This is a genomic window from Mycobacterium shunyiense, from assembly GCF_058270035.1.
In genome coordinates, this window is sequence record NZ_JBZDPT010000047.1 from 675701 (window position 1) to 695004 (window position 19304).

General features: G+C 66.3%; 18 protein-coding genes. 11 read left to right on the forward strand and 7 right to left on the reverse strand.

Translation table 11 applies throughout. The features are described from left to right. The first annotated feature begins 416 nt into the window (after positions 1 to 416). Positions 417 to 890: an MmpS family transport accessory protein gene (locus AC4ELS_RS30430; RefSeq protein WP_082963616.1), complete on the forward strand. Its 474-nt coding sequence runs from the start codon at positions 417 to 419 to the stop codon at positions 888 to 890. Continuing rightward, positions 887 to 3784 carry an MMPL/RND family transporter gene (locus AC4ELS_RS30435; protein WP_463806346.1) on the forward strand — a complete coding sequence of 966 codons (2898 nt, stop codon included), beginning with the start codon at positions 887 to 889 and terminating at the stop codon, positions 3782 to 3784. The genes AC4ELS_RS30430 and AC4ELS_RS30435 overlap by 4 nt, the downstream gene beginning before the upstream one ends. Here AC4ELS_RS30435 and AC4ELS_RS30440 read toward each other — a convergent pair. Continuing rightward, the gene (locus AC4ELS_RS30440) at positions 3781 to 4554 is read right to left on the reverse strand and encodes an ArsR/SmtB family transcription factor (protein ID WP_064880025.1); all 774 of its coding nucleotides are present in this window, start codon (positions 4552 to 4554) and stop codon (positions 3781 to 3783) included. The two genes, AC4ELS_RS30435 and AC4ELS_RS30440, sit on opposite strands and share 4 nt — an antisense overlap. A 549-nt stretch (positions 4555 to 5103) precedes the next feature. Between AC4ELS_RS30440 and AC4ELS_RS30445 the strand changes: the two genes are divergently transcribed. Beyond that, positions 5104 to 5760: a C40 family peptidase gene (locus AC4ELS_RS30445; RefSeq protein ID WP_448447244.1), complete on the forward strand. Its 657-nt coding sequence runs from the start codon at positions 5104 to 5106 to the stop codon at positions 5758 to 5760. Positions 5761 to 5813: 53 nt separating this feature from the next. Beyond that, positions 5814 to 6560, forward strand: a complete 747-nt coding sequence (gene yaaA / locus AC4ELS_RS30450) for a peroxide stress protein YaaA (RefSeq protein WP_064879989.1) — start codon at positions 5814 to 5816, stop codon at positions 6558 to 6560. 3 nt (positions 6561 to 6563) lie between these two features. Here the strand turns inward: yaaA and AC4ELS_RS30455 are convergent, their stop codons facing one another. From AC4ELS_RS30455 to AC4ELS_RS30475, 5 genes are read right to left on the reverse strand one after another with little or no spacing between them, the layout of a single operon-like run. Beyond that, positions 6564 to 7481 carry a TauD/TfdA dioxygenase family protein gene (locus AC4ELS_RS30455; RefSeq protein WP_418007462.1) on the reverse strand — a complete coding sequence of 306 codons (918 nt, stop codon included), beginning with the start codon at positions 7479 to 7481 and terminating at the stop codon, positions 6564 to 6566. A 30-nt stretch (positions 7482 to 7511) separates the two neighbouring features. Continuing rightward, positions 7512 to 8582, reverse strand: a complete 1071-nt coding sequence (locus AC4ELS_RS30460) for a PhnD/SsuA/transferrin family substrate-binding protein (protein ID WP_082963495.1) — start codon at positions 8580 to 8582, stop codon at positions 7512 to 7514. Next, positions 8572 to 9330 (reverse strand): ABC transporter ATP-binding protein, encoded by a 759-nt coding sequence (locus AC4ELS_RS30465; RefSeq protein WP_499050673.1) that lies wholly within the window; start codon positions 9328 to 9330, stop codon positions 8572 to 8574. The genes AC4ELS_RS30460 and AC4ELS_RS30465 overlap by 11 nt, the downstream gene beginning before the upstream one ends. Continuing rightward, complete coding sequence (locus AC4ELS_RS30470) at positions 9317 to 10180, reverse strand: ABC transporter permease (protein WP_064879983.1); 864 nt, start codon at positions 10178 to 10180, stop codon at positions 9317 to 9319. Before AC4ELS_RS30470 ends, AC4ELS_RS30465 begins: the two co-directional genes overlap by 14 nt. 1 nt (position 10181) lies before the next feature. Continuing rightward, a complete protein-coding gene (locus AC4ELS_RS30475) occupies positions 10182 to 11111 on the reverse strand; it encodes a TauD/TfdA dioxygenase family protein (protein WP_082963496.1) in 930 nt (309 codons plus the stop codon). Between the two features lie 398 nt (positions 11112 to 11509). On the opposite strand from AC4ELS_RS30475, the gene AC4ELS_RS30480 reads away from it, so the two are divergent. The 7 genes from AC4ELS_RS30480 to AC4ELS_RS30510 all read left to right on the forward strand — a co-directional run bounded on the left by AC4ELS_RS30480 (position 11510) and on the right by AC4ELS_RS30510 (position 17995). Beyond that, positions 11510 to 12142: a hypothetical protein gene (locus AC4ELS_RS30480; RefSeq protein ID WP_236734661.1), complete on the forward strand. Its 633-nt coding sequence runs from the start codon at positions 11510 to 11512 to the stop codon at positions 12140 to 12142. 43 nt (positions 12143 to 12185) lie between these two features. Next, on the forward strand, positions 12186 to 12407 hold the full coding sequence (locus tag AC4ELS_RS30485) for a hypothetical protein (protein WP_055114366.1): 222 nt from the start codon (positions 12186 to 12188) through the stop codon (positions 12405 to 12407). A 6-nt stretch (positions 12408 to 12413) separates the two neighbouring features. Then, the gene (locus AC4ELS_RS30490) at positions 12414 to 13904 is read left to right on the forward strand and encodes an amidase (protein WP_499050675.1); all 1491 of its coding nucleotides are present in this window, start codon (positions 12414 to 12416) and stop codon (positions 13902 to 13904) included. A gap of 81 nt (positions 13905 to 13985) precedes the next feature. Continuing rightward, entirely contained in the window at positions 13986 to 14879 is an 894-nt protein-coding gene (locus AC4ELS_RS30495; RefSeq protein ID WP_448447234.1) for a fructose bisphosphate aldolase, read from the forward strand. A 24-nt stretch (positions 14880 to 14903) separates the two neighbouring features. Then, complete coding sequence (locus AC4ELS_RS30500; protein ID WP_064879979.1) at positions 14904 to 15818, forward strand: alpha/beta fold hydrolase; 915 nt, start codon at positions 14904 to 14906, stop codon at positions 15816 to 15818. Between the two features lie 50 nt (positions 15819 to 15868). Next, on the forward strand, positions 15869 to 16516 hold the full coding sequence (locus tag AC4ELS_RS30505) for an MBL fold metallo-hydrolase (RefSeq protein ID WP_499050679.1): 648 nt from the start codon (positions 15869 to 15871) through the stop codon (positions 16514 to 16516). A gap of 90 nt (positions 16517 to 16606) precedes the next feature. Next, positions 16607 to 17995 carry an FAD-dependent oxidoreductase gene (locus AC4ELS_RS30510; RefSeq protein WP_463806351.1) on the forward strand — a complete coding sequence of 463 codons (1389 nt, stop codon included), beginning with the start codon at positions 16607 to 16609 and terminating at the stop codon, positions 17993 to 17995. A 7-nt stretch (positions 17996 to 18002) separates the two neighbouring features. Here AC4ELS_RS30510 and AC4ELS_RS30515 read toward each other — a convergent pair whose 3' ends face one another. Further along, entirely contained in the window at positions 18003 to 19271 is a 1269-nt protein-coding gene (locus AC4ELS_RS30515) for a competence/damage-inducible protein A (RefSeq protein WP_499050683.1), read from the reverse strand. Positions 19272 to 19304 lie beyond the last annotated feature (33 nt).

Sequence of the window (19304 nt, forward strand, 5' to 3'; positions counted from 1 at the left end):
TCCGAGGATTTCCAACGGGCTGGGTCCGGCCGCCGACACGGCAGCGGGCCCAGCCCGATTCCGTTAGCTCCATCACAATCAGCATTCCGATGCCTCGGCATCTTCCGGCCTGACGGCCCCGTAAATGCATCCTGACCTGCGGCTACGCGCCGGGTCGCGACGGTGGCCCACCACCGGTGGCCGGGCAGCACCCTGGGCGCACGATCACAGCTGTGTCACCGTTTTGCCACTCATTTAAATAGGCTAATATCTCGCTAAGTTTTTAGTTAGCCATTCGGCTAGACAGCGAGGCGTAACGAGGTGAACATGGTGCACGGGTGCTCCCCCATCGGCTGCCATGCCACAAGCATGGCGATGTCGCCTCGCCGCCCCAATGCCCACTTTGCCCACAACCGACGGACCGGTGCCATTTCACGATGACCAACGCGACGAAAAGCTCTCGCCGGAAACAGTTTTCGATTTCTGGCCTAGCCAAGAAGTTCTGGATCCCCCTGATCATCGTCGTGGTGGTGTTGGTAGGTGGGTTCACGGTGATGCGGGTGCGCACGTTCTTCGGCGCAGGCAATGGCTCGGGGATCTCCAGCGCGAAGGTCGATGACACCAAGCCGTTCGACCCCAAGGTCGTGGTCTACGAGATCTACGGCGTGCCCGGTGCGACGGCGGACGTGAACTACCTCGATCTCGACGCCCAGCCTCAGCGCATCGACGGGGTGACCCTGCCGTGGACGCTGCGTCTGGAGTCCACCGCTCCGTCGGTGTTTCCCAACATCGTCGCGCAGGGCAACGGCGACTCCATCAGCTGCCGCATCACCGTCGATGACGAGCTCAAGGACGAGAGAACCTCCAACGGCGTCAATGCCCAGACCTTCTGCTTGGTGAAATCTGCATGAGCACCCCTGACGCCCCGACCGACGCCTTCGGAGTCACCGAACCGAAAAAGGCCCACCACGGCGGGATCGCCAAGTGGATCCGGCGCCTGGCCGTGCCGATCATCATCGGCTGGGTCGTTCTCATCGGCATCCTGAACACCGTTGTGCCCCAGCTCGAAGAGGTGGGCAAGATGCGGTCGGTCTCGATGAGCCCCGACCAGGCTCCATCGATGATCGCCATGAAGCGTGTCGGCGAGGTGTTCCAGGAGTTCAAGTCCAACAGCTCGGTCATGGTGGTGCTCGAGGGCGACGAGCCGCTCGACATCAAAGCGCACGATTACTACGACGAGGTCGTCGCCAAGCTCGAGGCCGACAAGGAGCATGTCGAGCACGTCCAGGATTTCTGGGGCGACCCGCTGACCGCGTCAGGCGCGCAGAGCTCCGACGGCAAGGCCTCTTACGTGCAGGTCTACACCGCCGGTAACCAGGGCGAGGCGCTGGCCAACGAATCGGTCGAGGCGGTCCAGAAGATCGTCGAGAGCGTCACTCCGCCGCCGGGCGTCAAGGCATACGTGACCGGCCCGGCCGCGTTGGCCGCCGACCAGCACATTGCCGGTGACCGCAGTGTGAAGATCATCGAGGCGTTGACCTTCACGGTCATCATCATCATGCTGCTGCTGGTCTACCGCTCCATCATCACGGTGATCCTGACCCTGGTCATGGTGGTGCTCTCGCTGTCGGCAGCGCGCGGTGTCGTCGCTGCCCTGGGCTACTACGACATCATCGGGCTCTCGACGTTCGCCACCAACCTGTTGGTGACGCTGGCCATCGCCGCCTCCACCGATTACGCGATCTTCCTGATAGGCCGATATCAAGAGGCCCGAAGTGTCGGTGAGGATCGCGAACAGTCGTACTACACGATGTTCCACGGCACCGCGCACGTGGTGCTGGGTTCGGGCCTGACCATCGCCGGCGCCACGCTGTGTCTGCACTTCACCAACCTTCCCTACTTCCGATCGCTGGGCATCCCGTTGGCCATCGGCATGGTCACCGGCGTCGTCGCCGCCCTCACGCTGGGACCGGCGATCATCTCGGTGGCCAGTAGATTCGGTAAGACGCTGGAACCCAAGCGGGCCATGCGCACCCGCGGGTGGCGCAAGATCGGTGCCGCGGTCGTGCGTTGGCCGGGACCGATCCTGATCGCCACCATCGCGCTGTCGCTGATCGGTCTGCTGACCCTGCCCGGGTACAAGACCAACTACAACGACCGCAAGTACCTCCCGGCGGATCTACCCGCCAACACCGGCTACGCCGCATCCGACCGGCACTTCTCGCAGGCCCGGATGAACCCCGAGCTGCTGCTGATCGAGAGCGATCACGACCTGCGCAACTCCGCGGACTTCCTGGTCGTCGACCGCATCGCCAAGCGAATCTTCCAGGTGCCCGGCATTTCTCGGGTCCAGGCCATCACGCGCCCGCAGGGAACGCCGATCGAGCACACCTCGATCCCGTTCCAGATCAGCATGCAGGGCACGACGCAGATGATGAACATGAAGTACATGCAGGACCGCATGAAGGACATGCTGGTCCAGGCCGACGAGATGCAAAAAACGGTCGACACGATGGAGAAGATGCTCGGGTTGACCAAGGAAATGTCGGACACCACCCACAGCATGGTGGGCAAGATGCACGGCATGGTCGTCGATGTCGCCGAAATGCGGGACCACATCGCCGATTTCGACGACTTCTTCCGTCCGATCCGTAACTACCTGTACTGGGAACCGCACTGCTTCGACATCCCGATGTGCTGGTCGATGCGTTCGATCTTCGACACCCTTGACGGCATCGACACCATGACCGACGACATCCAGAAGTTGATGCCGGACATGGATCGTCTCGATGCGCTCATGCCGCAGCTGGTCACGATCATGCCGCCGATGATCCAGACCATGAAGAACATGAAGAACATGATGCTGACCATGCAGGCCACGATGGGCGGTCTGCAGGATCAGATGGAAGCGATGATGGAGAACCAGACGGCCATGGGCCAGGCGTTCGACGCTTCCAAGAACGACGACTCGTTCTATCTGCCACCGGAGACCTTCGACAATCCGGACTTCAAGCGCGGCATGAAGATGTTCCTGTCCCCGGACGGGCATGCGGTGCGGTTCATCATCAGCCACGAGGGCGACCCGATGAGCCCCGAGGGAATTTCCCACATCGATGCGATCAAGAACGCCGCCAAGGAGGCCATCAAGGGCACCCCGCTGGAGGGCTCGAAGATCTACCTCGGTGGCACCGCGGCCACCTTCAAGGACATGCAGGAGGGCGCCAACTACGACCTGATGATCGCCGGAATCGCCGCGCTGTGCCTGATCTTCATCATCATGTTGATCCTCACGCGCAGTGTGGTGGCCGCCGCGGTGATCGTCGGCACCGTGGTGCTGTCCCTGGGCGCCTCCTTCGGTCTGTCGGTGCTCATCTGGCAGCACCTGATCGGCCTGGAATTGCACTGGATGGTGCTCGCGATGGCGGTCATCGTGCTGTTGGCGGTGGGTGCGGACTACAACCTGCTACTGGTCTCCCGATTCAAAGAGGAGATCCACGCAGGTTTGAACACCGGCATCATCCGCGCCATGGGCGGCACCGGGTCGGTGGTCACCTCGGCAGGACTGGTGTTCGCGTTCACCATGATGTCGATGGCAGTCAGCGAGCTCGCCGTGATCGGCCAGGTGGGCACCACCATCGGTTTGGGTCTGTTGTTCGACACCCTGGTCATCCGTTCCTTCATGACCCCGTCGATCGCAGCCCTGATGGGCAAGTGGTTCTGGTGGCCGCAACGGGTGCGTCAGCGTCCTCTGCCGGCGCCGTGGCCCACTCCCGTCCAGCGCGACCCGCAGGACTCGCTGGTCTAATCGGCCTGCTCCAGTCCCGACTTCAAGCCGGACAGTTTGACCGGCCAGCCGTGCGAGATCATCTCTCGCACGGGGCCGGCCGGGTCGAAACCGTCGTGGACCACGGTGAGCTTCACCTGGTCCCCGACCGGTTCGATGTCGAACGACACCCGTGACCGGGGTTCGGCCGCCGCCTCGGCAAGAGTCTCCTCGCTGAGATCGGAGGCGACCTGTGTCAGTTCGGGCGTGAAGGTGTGGAATGTGAAGGCGAGCCGCTGATAGGGATCGGACTCGACGACGACCTGCTCTGGGTCGTCGATCCGCAGCCCGAATTCGACCCAGGTGTAGGTCGAACCCTTCTGCCACTCGGATTCGATGGCGTGTCCCATGTAGCTGTCGGAGAATGCCGGGTTGGTGAGCGCCTGCCACAGCCTTTCCGGTGTGGTGCGGATATAGGTGGTGTACACGAACTCGCCCGGAACAGCGGGGTGCTCCAAGACCGTCTTGAGGTCTTGCAGTGCCTCTGCCCTCGTGGAGTCGTAGCGGTCGATCCAGCGGTCGGCGATGGCATTGATCGGTTCGGGGTTGAGGTAGTGCAGTTTCTCCCGTCCTTGACGCAGCGTGGTGACGAGGTTGGCCGCCTCCAGCACCGCCAGATGCTTGCTGACCGACTGCCGAGCCATCGACAAGCCGCTACAGAGCTGCCGCAGGCTCTGTCCGTCGCTGTCGTTGAGGCTGTCGAGCAGCAGCCGCCGACTCGGGTCGGCCAGCGCTTTGAAGACCTCGTCCACCCTCGCCATCCCGTCACAGCCCGGGCGCCCGGGCTTTCTCGGTCAATCATGCAGCCATTAGGCTGCATGTCAAGCGTCACCGGCGCCGGGGATCGCCATCGCAACCGCGAATCGGAGCGCCCGATCAGGGCTCGCCAGCCACCATTCAACGGGGTGACGCTGTTGCCGGATTTACCGCGTCATGTCCATCCGCCCGTGTTCGCGTCCCCGGAGACGCTCGCCGCCGCCCAGGACACCCTCCGGCCACGCAGGTAGTCGTCCTAGGACCGAAAAATCCTTACCATCAATGTAATTCGGCTTCTTCTTGCGCTGCGCAAGCCTTTGATCGACCCATCGCAGATCAGCACAAGCCCAGTGCCACAGCACTATTGGTGATTGTTTGACACGTCCACCGACCTCGGGCAAACGCATTCCGCTGGCAACCGAATTGCACGCGCAGGCAACCGCACTCAATCCGGAGATGCGTGAAACAGTCCATATCAGGCACCCCTTGTGAACGGAGTCACATATTTTGCCCGGCTGAAAACGGCTCTGCTAGCGTCCCGCCGCATGTTTGCTATCGCGACGCTTATGGCGCTTGTCCAGCAGGTTTCGGGCACGCCGTACATCTCGGGTGGAGACTCGCCGGCCGGCACCGACTGCTCAGGGCTGGCTTCTTGGGTCAGCAATATGGCAACCGGCCGTCCCGTCTACGGCGACCGGTTCAACACCGGAAACCAGGAGCGTGCGCTCCTGGCCCGTGGCTTCAAGTACGGGACCCAGCCCGGTGCCCTGGTGATCGGCTGGAACGGCGGCCACACCGCCGTGACCCTGCCGGACGGCACCCCGGTGTCCTCGGGCGAGGGCGGCCACGGAGTCCGGATCGGTGGCGGCGGTGCCTACCAGCGCCAGTTCAGCCACCACATGTACCTGCCGATGGCGGCAGAAGCGCCGCAGGAGGCGCCTGCTGACGCACCGATGGACCCGTTCGCACCCCCGCCGCCCCCGCCGATCGATCCCATGGCGGCTCCGGCGCCCATGGACCCCTTCGCGCCCCCGCCGCCGGTTGACCCGATGGCGGCCCCGGCCCCGATGGACCCGTTCGCCCCGCCGCCTCCCGCCGAAGCGATCCCGCCTGCGGCTCCGATGGACGCGCCGATCGTGCTGGACGTTCCGCCCCCTCCGGCTCCTCCTGCGCCCGACGAGCCGGCCCCGATGGCCGTCTGACATCACACCGGTCGGTGGCCGGCCAACCGCGAGCATTCGGATAGCGTCTGGATGTGCTCGTGCTCCTGCCACCATCGGAGACCAAACGCACCGGCGGGGACGGCCCGCCGGTGCGTTTGGACATTCTGAGCTCGCCAGAGCTCACCCCGCTCCGCAAGTCACTGATCGACGAACTGGTCACCCTCGCCGCCGACCCACCGGCCTGCCGGAAAGCGCTGGGCATCTCCGCGGGCCAGGACGCCGAGATCGAACGCAACGCCGCACTCCGCCAGGCGCCGACGATGCCGGCCATCGAGCGATACACCGGGGTGCTCTACGACGCCCTCGACGTCGGGTCGCTGCGCGGCGCGGCCGTCGCACGAGCCCGCCAGCGGCTGGCCGTCGGATCCGCCCTGTTCGGCCTCCTGCGCGCCGATGATCCGGTGCCCGCCTACCGGCTGTCCGCCTCGTCCAAACTGCCCGGACAACCGGGCCTCGCCAAACGTTGGCGCCCGCTGTTGGAACCCGTCCTCGCCGATATCGCCGCAGGCGAGCTGGTCGTCGATCTGCGGTCCGGCTCCTACGCCGGTCTGGGCCGGATCCCCGGTGCGGTCCGCGTGCAGGTCCTCGCCGAACATGCCGACGGCCATCGCACCGTGGTCAGCCACTTCAACAAAGCCCACAAGGGCCACCTGGCCCGCGCTTTGGTCAGCTCCCGCAGCGAGCCCGACAGCGCCGCCGGCGTCGCGGCGGTCGCCCGCCGCGCCGGCATGCACGTGGAACGCGACGGCGATGAGCTGACCGTCGTGGTCCCGGCCTGACGTTCAGGCTGCGTCGAACGGCTCGCCGTCGAGGGCCTGCGATGGCCGGCCGTCGGGACCCTGGGGCACATCCCCGACCAACGTCACGCGATAGAGCCGACGGTCGTGCTCGCCCGTGAGATCCGACGGTGCCAGGTGCACGGTCGCGCGGTTGTCCCAGAACGCGATGCTGCCCGGCTCCCACTTGAACCGCACGGTGTACTCGGGACGCACCAACTCGTCGTAGAACAGGCCGAGCAGGCGGCGACTCTCGTGCGGTGACACGTCAACGATATGGCTGGTGAAACCCGGGTTGACGTAGAGCGCACGCTCCCCCGTCTCCGGGTGGACCCGCACCACCGGATGCTCGGTCAGCAGCGGACGGCGATTCACCCGGCGCTGATAGTCCTCGGTTGCGGTCGTGCCGTCCGGTGGTGCGAACCGGTGCACCGCCCGCAGTCCGTCGGCGAGCCGCTGCAGCGGTGCGGACAGTCCGGCGTAGGCCGCGACGGTGTTCGCCCACTGGGTGTCCCCGCCGTAGGGCGGGATCACCTCTGCCCGGAGTATCGATGCGGCAGGCGGATTCACCGCGGCGGTGACATCGGCATGCCAGTTGGCCTTGTCGTAACCGCGACTGCTGCCGTACCGGGCCTTGAACCGGTCGGCGAAAATCGGATAGATCGTCGGGTAGTCCGGATCCGGGATGGAATCGAACAGTGGATGCGCCGGGGTCGGAGAGCCGAAGGCGCGGGCCAACCGAAGGTGATCGTCGTGGCCGATGAACTGGTCGCGGAAGAACACCACCTTCCATTTGAGAAGTGCGGCACGGATTTCGGCGATGTGCTCATCGAGTAGCGGTGCGGTGAGATCGATTCCGTGGATCTCGGCACCGATCCAGCCGGATTGTGGCCGGACGCTCAGTGCGGATGCCAGTTGTGTCATCGGTGTTGCCCTCGATTCAATATGGAGCCGTTAGGATTTCAGCGATTTCGGTGTGACACCGTCGAGTTCGTTCTGCGCGGTGACGATGTCGTTGTAGCGACCGTCCACAAAGGGCGACACATCGACGCGGCCCTTGATCGTTCCGGTCTCGTGCAGACCGTCGGCGACGGTCTGGAACAACGCCGTGGACTGCTCGTCGATCGGGTAGTACGAGGCGATCCCGTCCTCTTCGTACAGCTTCTTGCCCTGCTCGAAGGTGATGCCCTGAACCTTTACGTAGTACTGGTCGACCCATTGGTCGGCGTGCGTGTCCTTCCAGTTGTTGGCTGCGACGGCGCGCCCTAGGTAGTCCCCGATCGCCGCCACCTTGGCGGGATCATCGAGCACATCGCGGCGCACGATCAGGGTCTGAATGCCGGTGTTGATGCCCTTGCCGTCACCGAGGATCGGCGGCTCACCCAATTGGTAGTACTGGTTGCCCAGCACGATGGCGGCATCGACCGCGCCGGCGGCGAACGTCGGCACCACCTCTGCCCCAGCGAGTTCCACCGGCTGCACATCGGTTCGCAGGTCGAGGCCGTGGCGCTTGAGCAGCCCTGCGGTCACCATGTGGCGGCCCGACCCGGGCGGATAGGCGACCCGCTTGCCGCGCAGATCCTCGATGGTCCTGACCCCGCTGTCGGGGCGAGCCACCAGGTAGTAGCCACCGCTGGTACCCGGATTCGCCTGCAACCCGATGGTCACCAGGTCTGTGACGCCACTGTCCACCGCGATCGGTACCGGTGCCTCACCGATGGATCCGACGTCGGCCGCGCCCGACCGCAGTGCCTCGATGACCGCGGCGCCGCCGCTGAAATCAGCGAAATCCACCTCATAAGGTGTTCCCTGGCCGGCATTGGCCAGGTTCCACGGCAGCGACTGTGTCCCGTTCTGCTCGGCGACGACGAGCTTGGTGCCGGCCGGTACCTCGCTCTTGGCGGCGATCTTCACCGTATCGATGGCGCCGCCGGACTCGTCGTCGGACAACCCGCACGCGCTGAGCAACAGCGGAACCAACAACAATGCGGCGGACCGCAACCGAATTCGACGGTCAAATGGCATCTGATGATTCCTTGTCTTCGGATACGCCGAGTTCGGACAGCAACCGCTTTCGCAGCGCAGTGAATTCGTGGGTGTCACGGGCCCGGGGCTTGGGCACCGTGACGTCGACATCGAGAGAGATGACGCCGTCGGTCAGCACGATCACGCGGTCGGCGAGCAGGATCGCCTCATCGACGTCGTGGGTGACCAACAGGACCGCCGGGGTGTGTCGGCGGTACAGATCCATCAGCAGTCCGTGCATCCTGATCCGCGTGAGCGCGTCGAGTGCGCCGAACGGTTCGTCGAGCAGCAGCAGCTGCGGTTCACGCACCAGGGCCCGGGCCAGCGCAACCCGCTGCGACTCTCCGCCGGACAATGTGCGCGGCCACGCCTTCGCCTTGTCCGCCAGATTGACCTCGCGCAGCGCCGCCAGCGCGCGCTGTTGTACCGCGGCACCGGCGGGCAACCCGATCGTCACGTTCGCCAGCACCCGCTGCCACGGCAGTAATCGGGAATCCTGGAAGACGATCGCCCGCCGCCCGGGTACCCGCAGGTAGCCGTCCACGTCACTGTCGAGTGCGCCCAGTGCCCGCAGGAACGTGCTCTTGCCGGAACCACTTCGGCCGAGCAGGGCGACGAACTCGCCGGCCCGGATCTCCAGATCGAGACCGTCGATGATGACGTTGTCCCCGAAGCGCTTCCGGATGTCGCGGGCGATCACCACCGCCTCCGCGTCAACAGCGGCGGGCAGCGTGTCAGTCCCCGTCATAGGCCCGCCTCCAGGTGAGCAGCCGGCCTTCGAGGAAGCGGACCACCAGAATCGAGACAAGACCGAGAATCGCGTACACGGCGATCAACACGAAGACGATGTCGATCTGGAAGTACTCGCGGGCGTCGGTCATCATCCGGCCCAGACCCTTCTTGGCGTTGATCGTCTCGGCGAAGATCAATGACAACCAGGACGCCGTCAGCGCCAGTCGCAGGCCGACCAGGAATCCCGGAAGCGAGCCGGGAATGATGACTCGGTAGATCATTTCGGCCCGGCCGGCACCGAACGATCGCGCCGCCTCAACCAGCGTGGCATCGACGCTGCGGATCGCGCTGAACGTGTTGATGTAGATCGCCACGGCAACGGCGAGTGTGATCAGCAGGATCTTCGGCAGCTCGCTGATGCCGAACCACACGATCAGCAGCGGCACCAGCGCGAAGTTCGGAACCGCGCGCAGCACTTCCATGTTGGCATCGACGAAGTTCTCCCCGATCCGGGACAGCCCGGAGATGAGGGCCAGCCCGAGGCCGAGCACGATACCGAACGCAAGGCCGTATCCGACGCGCAACAGACTGGCGGTCAGGTGCTCCTGAAAGGTCCCATCGGCGATCAGCGCCCACGCGGCACCGAGCACGCGCGTCGGCGGCGGCACGGTGCGCTCGTCGAAGATGCCGACCGTCGAGAGCAGTTGCCACAGTCCGACCAGCAGCGCCGGGCCCAGTAGCCGCTGCACCGAACGCGGCACCAGCGGTTTGCGCTGTGCCCGCCGGACCGCCGCCCGCGGGTCGACCAGTCCGCTGGGCGGGTCGGCATGCGCGACACCGGTCGGTCGCGACAGCAAGGTGGCCATGTCAGGCAGCGCCGAAGTAGTCGCCCGAAATCGACTCCGAGGCAACACCATCGGGGCCCACCGGAACGTCGCCCACCAGGGTGATGCGGTGCAGCACCCGATCACCCTCGACATGTTCGAAGTCCCGCGGTGCCAGGTGCAGGGCGGCGCGGTTGTCCCAGAACGCCACACTGCCCGGCTCCCACCTGAACCGCACCGAGTACTCGGGCCGCGCGATCTCCTCGAACAACAGATCGAGCAGGTGCCTGCCCTCCCGGGGCGAGAGATTGACGATCTCCCGGGTGAAGGACGGATTGACGTAGAGGACCTTCTCCCCGGTCTCCGGGTGCACCCGGACCACCGGGTGGATCGTCGCCAGTGGATTGCTGCGCACCAGATCACCGATCTTCTCGGTGCTGCGTTCGGCCGATGCCGTCGAACCGAATCGGTGCTCGGCACGCAGTTCGTCGACGAGCGCCTGCACCGACGGAGACAGACCCGCATACACCGCAGCCACATTGGCGAACTGAGTGTCACCCCCGTAACCGGGCACCTGCTCTGCTCGCAGGATCGAATGCGACGGCGGGTTGACCAGCGGCGTGACATCGGCGTGCCAACCCGGACCGTTGGGACTCTGCCGCTTGCGGTACCTGGTGCCGTAGCGATGGTCGTAGGCGGCCGGGGACACCGTATGTATCTGCGGGAATCCGGCTGGGGCAGAATCACCCTCGTAGGGATGGCCCGGGGTGACTTCGCCGAACTGGGCACCGAACGCGATCTGCGACGCGTGGTCGAGGTCCTGCTCGCGGAAGAACACCACCTTCCACCGGTGCAGGGCCTCGCGGATCGCCGCCACCTGTTCGGGCGGCAGTGGCACGGACAAATCGGCCCCGTCGATCAACGCTCCGGTGAATCCCGACAGCGGACTGATAGTGAGTCCCGTGGAAGACATGGCCACACTCCCCTCGAAAGCGGCTGCATACATCGGCCATTCGAAGCTAACGAGGATGCCCGCAGGGCCAACCGGTTTGAATCGACGTGACGGGAAGTGCCGTCGTGGAGCGGGTGACCGATTTGTCGTTGCCGGCTGCGGGCCGAGTTGGTCATCCAAATCGCTTCTGCCTGCGGCGCACTGACTCTTTGCGAGGATATGACTGCGAATGTCACTGTTGCCGAGCTACTTTCAGCGCAGTGTTGACACAGGAGCACGACCGACCCACACCGCGAGCGGATTTCGGCCAATTCCCGGGTGTCACCCACAGCGCCCGGTCTCGTCGTGCACAATATGAGCTCGCGTCAGCGCCCGTCGCCTGTGCCACGCCCATACACCGCCGTTACCCGGGAGCAAGCTTGGTCACCTTCCCAGTCTCCACACCGCATCCGCCGTATCAACAGGTTCGCCGTGGACGTCACCGGAAGGCGCCGCAACGACAGTGGCTGCCCGTCGGGATCGGGGTCGCGGCCGCAGCAGTGGTCAGCTCCATGCTCACCGCATTCGTCATCATCACCACGTTGGCTTCCAAATTCTCGGCCCGGGATTCGGTGTACGCGGTCGGCGCCAGAACATATGAGGTGAAACCGAACCGCCTACCGGAACCCGTCGCCACCGAACGGTCTGCCGCCGCTCCGGCCACCGCGGCGTTCGCCTCCGACGGATCCGGTTTCGTCGACTCCCAGGCGCGGTGCCGTGACACCCAGACCGCCAGGGCCATCGGGCGCACCGAAGGTTCACTCGTAGTGATCTGCCTGGACCGCACCGGACGCCTGGAATACCACGGTGTACGGCTTTCCGACCGGGCTGCCCTGGCGGCGTCGGCGGACCTCACACCGGGCCGCAAGTTCGTCGCACGCAACTTCCAGGCGAACTACGCAGTCTCACCGACCGAGTTGCTGGTCACCTCGGGAAGCGCGGTCCTCAAACGCGAACCGATGGTCGAGTACCGCGAGATCCTGTCCACGCCGGTGGTCGTCGCGCCGCGATAACCGCGCTAAGCTGGCCGCTCATCGGCCGTGCGGCGGGAGATCGATGTCCACTTTCTGGCGGTACGTCCGCATCCAGGTCATGGTGTTCGTCTTCGGTATCGTCGGGCCGATCTTCCTCATCGTTTACTTTGCCGCGCAACCCGATCCGACACTCAAGTGGATGTATTTCGTGGGCCTGATCCTGACCGGGGCCGAGGTGCTCATCGCGCTCGAGCTGACCCGTCGCAGTACTCCGTCGGACACCACCGTCGAACTCCTGGAGTGAGGTGACATGGATTCGTCGTCGGCATTCGAACTTGCGGCCACCGATGCCATCGGGCAGGCGGCACTCGCCGCCTCTGGTGAGGTCAGTGCCGTCGAGTTACTCGAGGCTGCGATCATCCGAGTCGAGGCGACGCGCACCCTGAACGCCGTGATCACCGACCTGTTCGACCGGGGGCGGGCCCAAGCCGCAGCACTCGACGAGTCCGGCGTACTGCGCAACGAGCAGGCCGGGCCGCTGGCCGGGGTGCCGTTCCTGCTCAAGGATCTGGGTGCCGCGCTGGCCGGTGCCCGCGAGGCGATGGGCTCGCGCGCCTTGCGCGACCATGTCGCAACCGAAAACGCGTGGACGGTGGACCGCTACCTGGACGCGGGCCTGGTCGTGTTCGGCAAGACCAACACCCCGGAGTGGGGCAACCACTGCACCACCGAACCGTTGTTGTTCGGTCCCACGCTCAACCCGTGGTCCCCCACAGTCACCCCCGGTGGGTCCAGCGGAGGTTCAGCCGCAGCCGTCGCCGCCGGCGTGGTGCCCGCTGCCTCGGGCGGGGACGGCACCGGTTCCATCCGGGTGCCCGCCTCCTGCTGCGGCGTCGTCGGCCTCAAGCCGCGGCGCGGGCGATCGTCCTTCGCCCCCGATGGTGGCCACGGCCTCGAAGGCCTCGTGAACGGCCACGCCCTCACCCGCACGGTGCGCGACAGCGCGGCTCTGCTCGACGTCATCGCCGGCGCCGCACCCGGTGATCCGTACAGCGCCGCGGCTCCCGCCGTCCCCTTCCTTCAGGCGGCCGCGCAGACCCCGTCGGCACAGCGCATCCTGATCGCCACCTCGTCACCGTTTCCCACCGACCGGATCGACCCGGAGGTGGTGGCTGCGGTCGAAGCGACCGGCCGTCTGCTGGAAAGCCTCGGACACCACCTCACCCCCGGGGCCCCGATGATCGATCCGGATGCCGTCGCCGACGCCATCGCGGTGCTGCACACCGTCAGCAACGCAGAACTACATGCCCTGACCGCCGACCACCTGGGGCGAGCACCCCTCGAGGACGAATTCGAGGCGAGCACCTGGGTGATGATCCGGGAGGGCTTCACCACCACGGGACTGGCGTACGCGAACGCGATCTCGGCCATCCACGCCCAGACCCGCCGATTCGCCCGGGAAATGGCCGGTCACGACGTGCTGCTGGTGCCCACGCTGCTGACCGGTCCGCCGCCGTACGGACTGCTGAATCAGCCCCGGGGCACCACCCGGGCCTTCTTCGACGTCGAGTTCGCCACCACCGGTTGGACCGCCTTGGCCAACGTCACCGGTTGGGCCGCGATTTCGCTGCCGCTGGGCCAGACCGCCGAGGGCCTGCCGATCGGCGTGCAGCTGCTGGCACCCGACGAAACAGTGCTGCTCAGCCTGGCCGGCCAACTGGAGCAGGCGGCCCCGTGGGCCGGCCGTACCCCGCCCCGATGGGTGGGCGCTACCGCTGTGAGCTGGCCGCCTATCCTCTGAGTCGAACTGTGCGCCACTGTGGTGTGCGCCTCAGCAGCACAACTACATCAGGACACCGTCTTCAAAGGAGTAGACAACCTCATGGTGAACCAGCAGCAGGCCGACAAGATGACCACGGGCAAGGGCTTCATCGCCGCGCTCGACCAGAGCGGTGGATCCACCCCCAAGGCGCTGCGTCTCTACGGGGTCGAGGAAAGCGCCTACTCCTCCGAAGAGGAGATGTTCGACCTGATCCACCAGATGCGGTCACGCATCATCACCTCCCCGGTGTTCAACGGTGACCGCGTGCTCGCCGCGATCCTGTTCGAGCAGACCATGGACCGCTCCATCGAGGGCAAGCCCACAGCCACCTACCTGTGGGAGGACAAGGGCGTGGTGCCGCTGCTCAAGATCGACAAGGGCCTGGCCGACGTCGAGAACGGCGTACAGGTGATGAAGCCGATGCCCGGCCTGGACGATCTGCTCGCCCGCGCGGCCAAGGGTGGCATCTTCGGCACCAAGGAGCGTTCGGTGATCGGCGCGGCCGACGCCGACGGCATCGCCGCCGTGGTCGCCCAGCAGTTCGAGGTGGCCAAGCAGGTGCTGTCGCACGGGCTGATCCCGATCATCGAACCCGAGGTCACCATCTCGATCTCCGACAAGGCCGAGGCCGAGGACCTGCTCCGCGACGAGATCACCAAGAACCTCGACGCGCTGCCCGCCGACCAGAAGGTCATGCTCAAGCTGACGCTGCCGACTCAGGCCAACCACTACCAGTCGCTGGTCGAACATCCCAAGGTGATGCGGGTCGTGGCGCTGTCCGGCGGCTACTCGCGCGATGACGCCAACAAGATGCTGGCCGAGAACACCGGCGTGATCGCGAGCTTCAGCCGCGCGCTCACCGAGGGGCTGTCGGCGCAGCAGAGCGACGACGAGTTCAACGCCACGTTGGACAAGTCCATCCAGTCCATCTACGACGCCTCGGTCGCGGGCTAGACGCGGACCCGACGAGGCACACAGATGGTCATCCCGATCGATCGCCCCAAACTGGAGGGCAATGTCGCCGTCGGCGACGGCCGTCAGCTCGGCTTCGCCGAATTCGGTGACCCGCAGGGCCGTGCGGTCTTCTGGCTGCACGGCACCCCGGGAGCGCGTAGGCAGATCCCGACCGAGGCCCGGATCTACGCCGAGCGCAACCACATCCGGTTGATCGGGGTGGACCGGCCCGGCATCGGATCGTCGACACCGCACCAGTACGACCGCGTGCTGGATTTCGGTGAGGACCTGCACATCATCGCCGACACCCTCGGCATCGACAAGATGGCCGTCATCGGGCTGTCCGGTGGTGGTCCCTACACACTGGCCACCGCGGCCGCCATGCCTGACCGGGTGGTGGCGGCCGGGGTGCTCGGCGGCGTGGCGCCGATGATCGGCCCCGACGCGATCAGCAGTCCGCTGATGCAGCTCGGCGCTGCGGTCGCACCCATCCTGGAGGTGGCCGGTGCGCCGATCCGGTTGGCCGCCTCCGGACTGATCCGGCTGATCCGTCCGGTCGCCTCCCCCGCCCTGGAGATCTACGCCCGGATCTCCCCCGAGGGCGATCGGCGCATGCTGAGCCGGCCGGAGTTCAAGGCCATGTTCCTCGACGACCTGCTCAACGGCAGCCGCAAGCAACTGGCCGCCCCGTTCTACGACATCGTGGTGTTCGAGCGGGACTGGGGTTTCCGGCTCGACGAGGTCAAGGTTCCGGTGCGCTGGTGGCACGGCGACCATGACCACATCGTGCCGTTCGCGCACGGCCAACACGTGGTCTCCCGGTTGCCCGACGCGGTGATGACCGAGCTGCCCTATGAGAGCCACCTCGGTGGTTTGGGCTGCGCCGAGGAGATCATGGGCACCATGATCACGATGTGGGACAAGGCGAGCACCGACTGAGAGCCCGTCGGGGTTGACCTAAACCATTGTTTAGGGTCGAGGCTGTCGTCATGGCTACCTCGATGACCCGCGTCCGAACCGATCTGTGGGAAACGCGCACGGACACACCGTTTCCCGGATTGACCACCCACGCCTATCTGTGGACACCCGCCGGGCACAACGCACTGTTCTACTGCCCGGCCACTGACGCCGACTTCGCCGCGCTGGACACGCTCGGCGGGGTCGACGACCACTACCTCTCCCACCAGGACGAGGCGGGACCGATGCTGGCCCGCGTCGCCGCGCGGTTCGGTTCAAGGTTGCATGCGCCCGCCGCCGAACGCGAGACGATCGGGCGGCACAGCCCGATCGACGTCCCGCTGGGATCCCGCCACATCGACGACCGCGGTGTCGAGGTGATCCCCACCCCCGGGCACACTCCCGGCAGCACGAGCTATCTGGTCGAGGGCGCCCAGGGCCGGTACCTGTTCACCGGGGACACCATGTTCGTCGCCGGCGACGGTCGATGGTCGACGTTCGTGATCCCCGGCGTCGGTGACGCCGCAGCCATGGCGGACAGCCTGAATCTGCTGGCGAGCCTGCAACCCGATGTCGTCATCTCCAGCGCGTTCGGGGCGCGGGCGGTCACTGTCCTCGACGAGGGAGCCTGGCCGGCATGCGTCGAGCAGGCGCGGCGCTCGATACCGGTAACCAGCTGACGTTCGAGTAGCGCACTACTCTAGGCCCGGCTCCGGCCCGCTTCGATACTTCGAACAACTGGTGATGTGCCAGCGGTCCGGAGGTCGGCAATGGCAACGATCGGCAAACACGCGGTGGTGCTGGGTGCGAGCATGGGCGGGCTGTTGGCAGCCCGGGTGCTGGCCGAGTTCTTCGAGACGGTCACCCTCGTGGAGCGCGACGTACTCCCCGCCGGTCCGGCCCAGCGGCGCGGGGTGCCGCAGGGCCGGCATGCCCACGGACTGCTCAGCGGTGGGCTCCGGACACTGGAGAAACTCTTTCCCGGCCTCCCCGAAGACCTGGCCGCCGACGGCGCGACGGTGCTGGGCGGGGAGAACCTGTCCCTCATCTCGCTGACATTCAACGGCCACAAGCTCAATCTCAGCCGGGCGCCGGAGCAACCGATCGATTCCTATCTGGCCAGCCGACCGTTCCTGGAAGCACATGTGCGAGACCGGGTACGCGCCATCGACAACGTCGACATCCTCGACGGGCATGACGCGGTCGAGCTGCTGATGACCGGCACCCGGCGCGTGACGGGCGTCCTGGTGGCCGGCCACGACGGTGGTACCGGCAAGGCGATAGCCGCCGATCTGATCGTCGACGCGATGGGACGCGCCGGCCGGACCCCGGCGTTCCTCGAAAGTGCGGGATTCGGGCGACCGGCCGAATCCCGGGTCGAGGTGAAGGTCGCTTACTCCAGCCAACTGTTGCGCTTGACCGGCAGCGCGCCCCGCGATCGGCTCATCCTGGTCGGCGCCGTACCTGAAAGACCTTACGGCGGTTCATTGTTCGCCTACGAAGACGACACCTGGATGCTCACCACGGCGGGGATGAACGGTCATGAACCACCGTCCGATCTGGCCGGCATGATCGACTTCGTCGACGATCTGTTCCCAGCCGACGCGATCGCGGCCCTGCGCGGCGCCCAACCGCTGGAGCCGGTGGCCACCTTCCGTTATCCCGCGAGCGTGCGTAGACGGTACGAGCGCATGACCCGTTTCCCCGATGGCCTCCTGGTGTTCGGCGACGCCATCTGCAGCTTCAATCCGGTGTACGGACAAGGGATGTCGGTGGCCGCACTGGAGGCGCTGGCGCTGCGCGACTGCCTGTCCCGAGGTGCCGATGATCTGGGACCCCGGTTCCTGCGCGCGGCCGCCGGCTGCGTCGACACGGCATGGCAGATGGCGAGCGGCGCCGACCTGGCGCTGCCGCAGATACCCGGCCACCGCCCGGTCTCGGTACGGGTGTCCAACTGGTACACCCGGCACGTGCTCGCGGCGGCCGAGTCCGATCCAGTGGTGACCGAGGCGTTCTTCCGGGTGATGAACCTGATCGATCCACCCAGCAGACTGCTGCACCCGTCGATGTTGGCGCGGGTGGTGGCCCGCGGCGCCCCGCGTCGGCTCCGGGGGGTGCGGGCCGCCCCCGCGGCAACCCCGGTGGCGGCCGGCGCCTGAGGACAGGTCAGTCGCCGACTCCCGTGAGCGCCCGGCGCAGCAGGTGCATCGCGACCGTGGTGGCCCGCTCCCGGATGTCGGAACGGTTGCCGGGTAGCCGCAGCGTGCGGGTGACCGAAACCGAGCCGGCCCGCACCGCGAAACACACGGTGCCGACCGGCTTTTCCGGGGTACCGCCGTCCGGGCCGGCGATCCCGCTGATGGCCACCGCGGTATCGGCACCGAAATGGTGCAGCGCGCCGGTGACCATGGATTCGACCACCGGTTCCGACACCGCGCCGTACTCGGCGATCAGCACCGGGTCCACGTTCAACAGTTCGGCCTTGGCCTCGTTCGAATAGCTGACCACCCCGCCGGCGAAGTAATCCGAACAGCCGGGGATGTCGGCCAACCGGGCGGCCAGTAATCCGGCGGTGCAGGATTCCGCGGTGGCGATCCGGTGACCGGCCAGCAGGGCGGCCACCTGCTGGTCCACCGTCGCGCCGTCCTCGGAGTACAGCGCGGCACCGTGCCGGTCCCGCAGCAGGGCCAGCAGCGCCTGGTAGGCGCCGGTGGCGTCGGGCTCGTAGCGGGTGACGATCTCGAGTTCGCCGCGGCGCAGGCACGTCGTGATCTCCAGCGCGTCGAAGCCCGAGACGGATCCCTCGGCGTCACGCAGGGTCTCGGCCAGGCCGGATTCGGCGAGGCCGACCATCCGAATCATTTCCTGCCGGTACTCGGTCCGCCCCGAAATCGCTTGTTGCACAGCCTCGGTCGCGACAGCGGTATGCCACATCGGTTGCAGCTCGCGCGGCGGGCCGGGCAGTACCACCACCGTCGGACTGCCCGGAACCACCACACCGGGGGCGGTGCCGACGGGCGCCAGGACCTCGGCGCCCAACGGCACCATGGCCTGCTTGCGGTTGGCGGCGCGCACCGAGTCGAAATCCACTCCGGGCCGGTCACCGATCAACTTGCGCAGGATGGCGGCGATCCGCTCCTCCATCGCCTCGTCGAGCACGAGTTCGCGACCGCAGAACTCGGCCACCGTCGCCACGGTGAGGTCGTCGGCGGTCGGTCCGAGTCCGCCGCTCGTCACGATCAGGTCCACGCCCTCGTCGGCGAGGAACCGCAATTGTGCCGCGATGTCGCGGGGCCGGTCACCGCAGATGGTGATGTGTGCGAGTTCCACCCCGAGCTCGAGAAGCTGATCGGCCAGCCACGGACCGTTGCGGTCGGCAATCCTGCCGGTGAGAACTTCGGTTCCGGTTACGACGATGCCTGCGCGTGTGCTCACCCCGTGAACACTACGCAGCACGTGTCGGACACG

What these genes read in the sequence shown, in the direction of transcription:
- AC4ELS_RS30490 (WP_499050675.1), top strand. Translation starts at nt 12,414, where the DNA reads ATGGATTCGTCGTCGGCATTCGAACTTGCGGCCACCGATGCCATCGGG.
- AC4ELS_RS30475 (WP_082963496.1), bottom strand. Translation starts at nt 11,111, where the DNA reads ATGTCTTCCACGGGACTCACTATCAGTCCGCTGTCGGGATTCACCGGA.
- AC4ELS_RS30435 (WP_463806346.1), top strand. Translation starts at nt 887, where the DNA reads ATGAGCACCCCTGACGCCCCGACCGACGCCTTCGGAGTCACCGAACCG.
- AC4ELS_RS30460 (WP_082963495.1), bottom strand. Translation starts at nt 8,582, where the DNA reads ATGCCATTTGACCGTCGAATTCGGTTGCGGTCCGCCGCATTGTTGTTG.
- AC4ELS_RS30510 (WP_463806351.1), top strand. Translation starts at nt 16,607, where the DNA reads ATGGCAACGATCGGCAAACACGCGGTGGTGCTGGGTGCGAGCATGGGC.
- AC4ELS_RS30430 (WP_082963616.1), top strand. Translation starts at nt 417, where the DNA reads ATGACCAACGCGACGAAAAGCTCTCGCCGGAAACAGTTTTCGATTTCT.
- AC4ELS_RS30465 (WP_499050673.1), bottom strand. Translation starts at nt 9,330, where the DNA reads ATGACGGGGACTGACACGCTGCCCGCCGCTGTTGACGCGGAGGCGGTG.
- AC4ELS_RS30485 (WP_055114366.1), top strand. Translation starts at nt 12,186, where the DNA reads ATGTCCACTTTCTGGCGGTACGTCCGCATCCAGGTCATGGTGTTCGTC.
- AC4ELS_RS30495 (WP_448447234.1), top strand. Translation starts at nt 13,986, where the DNA reads ATGGTGAACCAGCAGCAGGCCGACAAGATGACCACGGGCAAGGGCTTC.
- AC4ELS_RS30505 (WP_499050679.1), top strand. Translation starts at nt 15,869, where the DNA reads ATGGCTACCTCGATGACCCGCGTCCGAACCGATCTGTGGGAAACGCGC.
- AC4ELS_RS30445 (WP_448447244.1), top strand. Translation starts at nt 5,104, where the DNA reads ATGTTTGCTATCGCGACGCTTATGGCGCTTGTCCAGCAGGTTTCGGGC.
- AC4ELS_RS30455 (WP_418007462.1), bottom strand. Translation starts at nt 7,481, where the DNA reads ATGACACAACTGGCATCCGCACTGAGCGTCCGGCCACAATCCGGCTGG.
- AC4ELS_RS30500 (WP_064879979.1), top strand. Translation starts at nt 14,904, where the DNA reads ATGGTCATCCCGATCGATCGCCCCAAACTGGAGGGCAATGTCGCCGTC.
- AC4ELS_RS30470 (WP_064879983.1), bottom strand. Translation starts at nt 10,180, where the DNA reads ATGGCCACCTTGCTGTCGCGACCGACCGGTGTCGCGCATGCCGACCCG.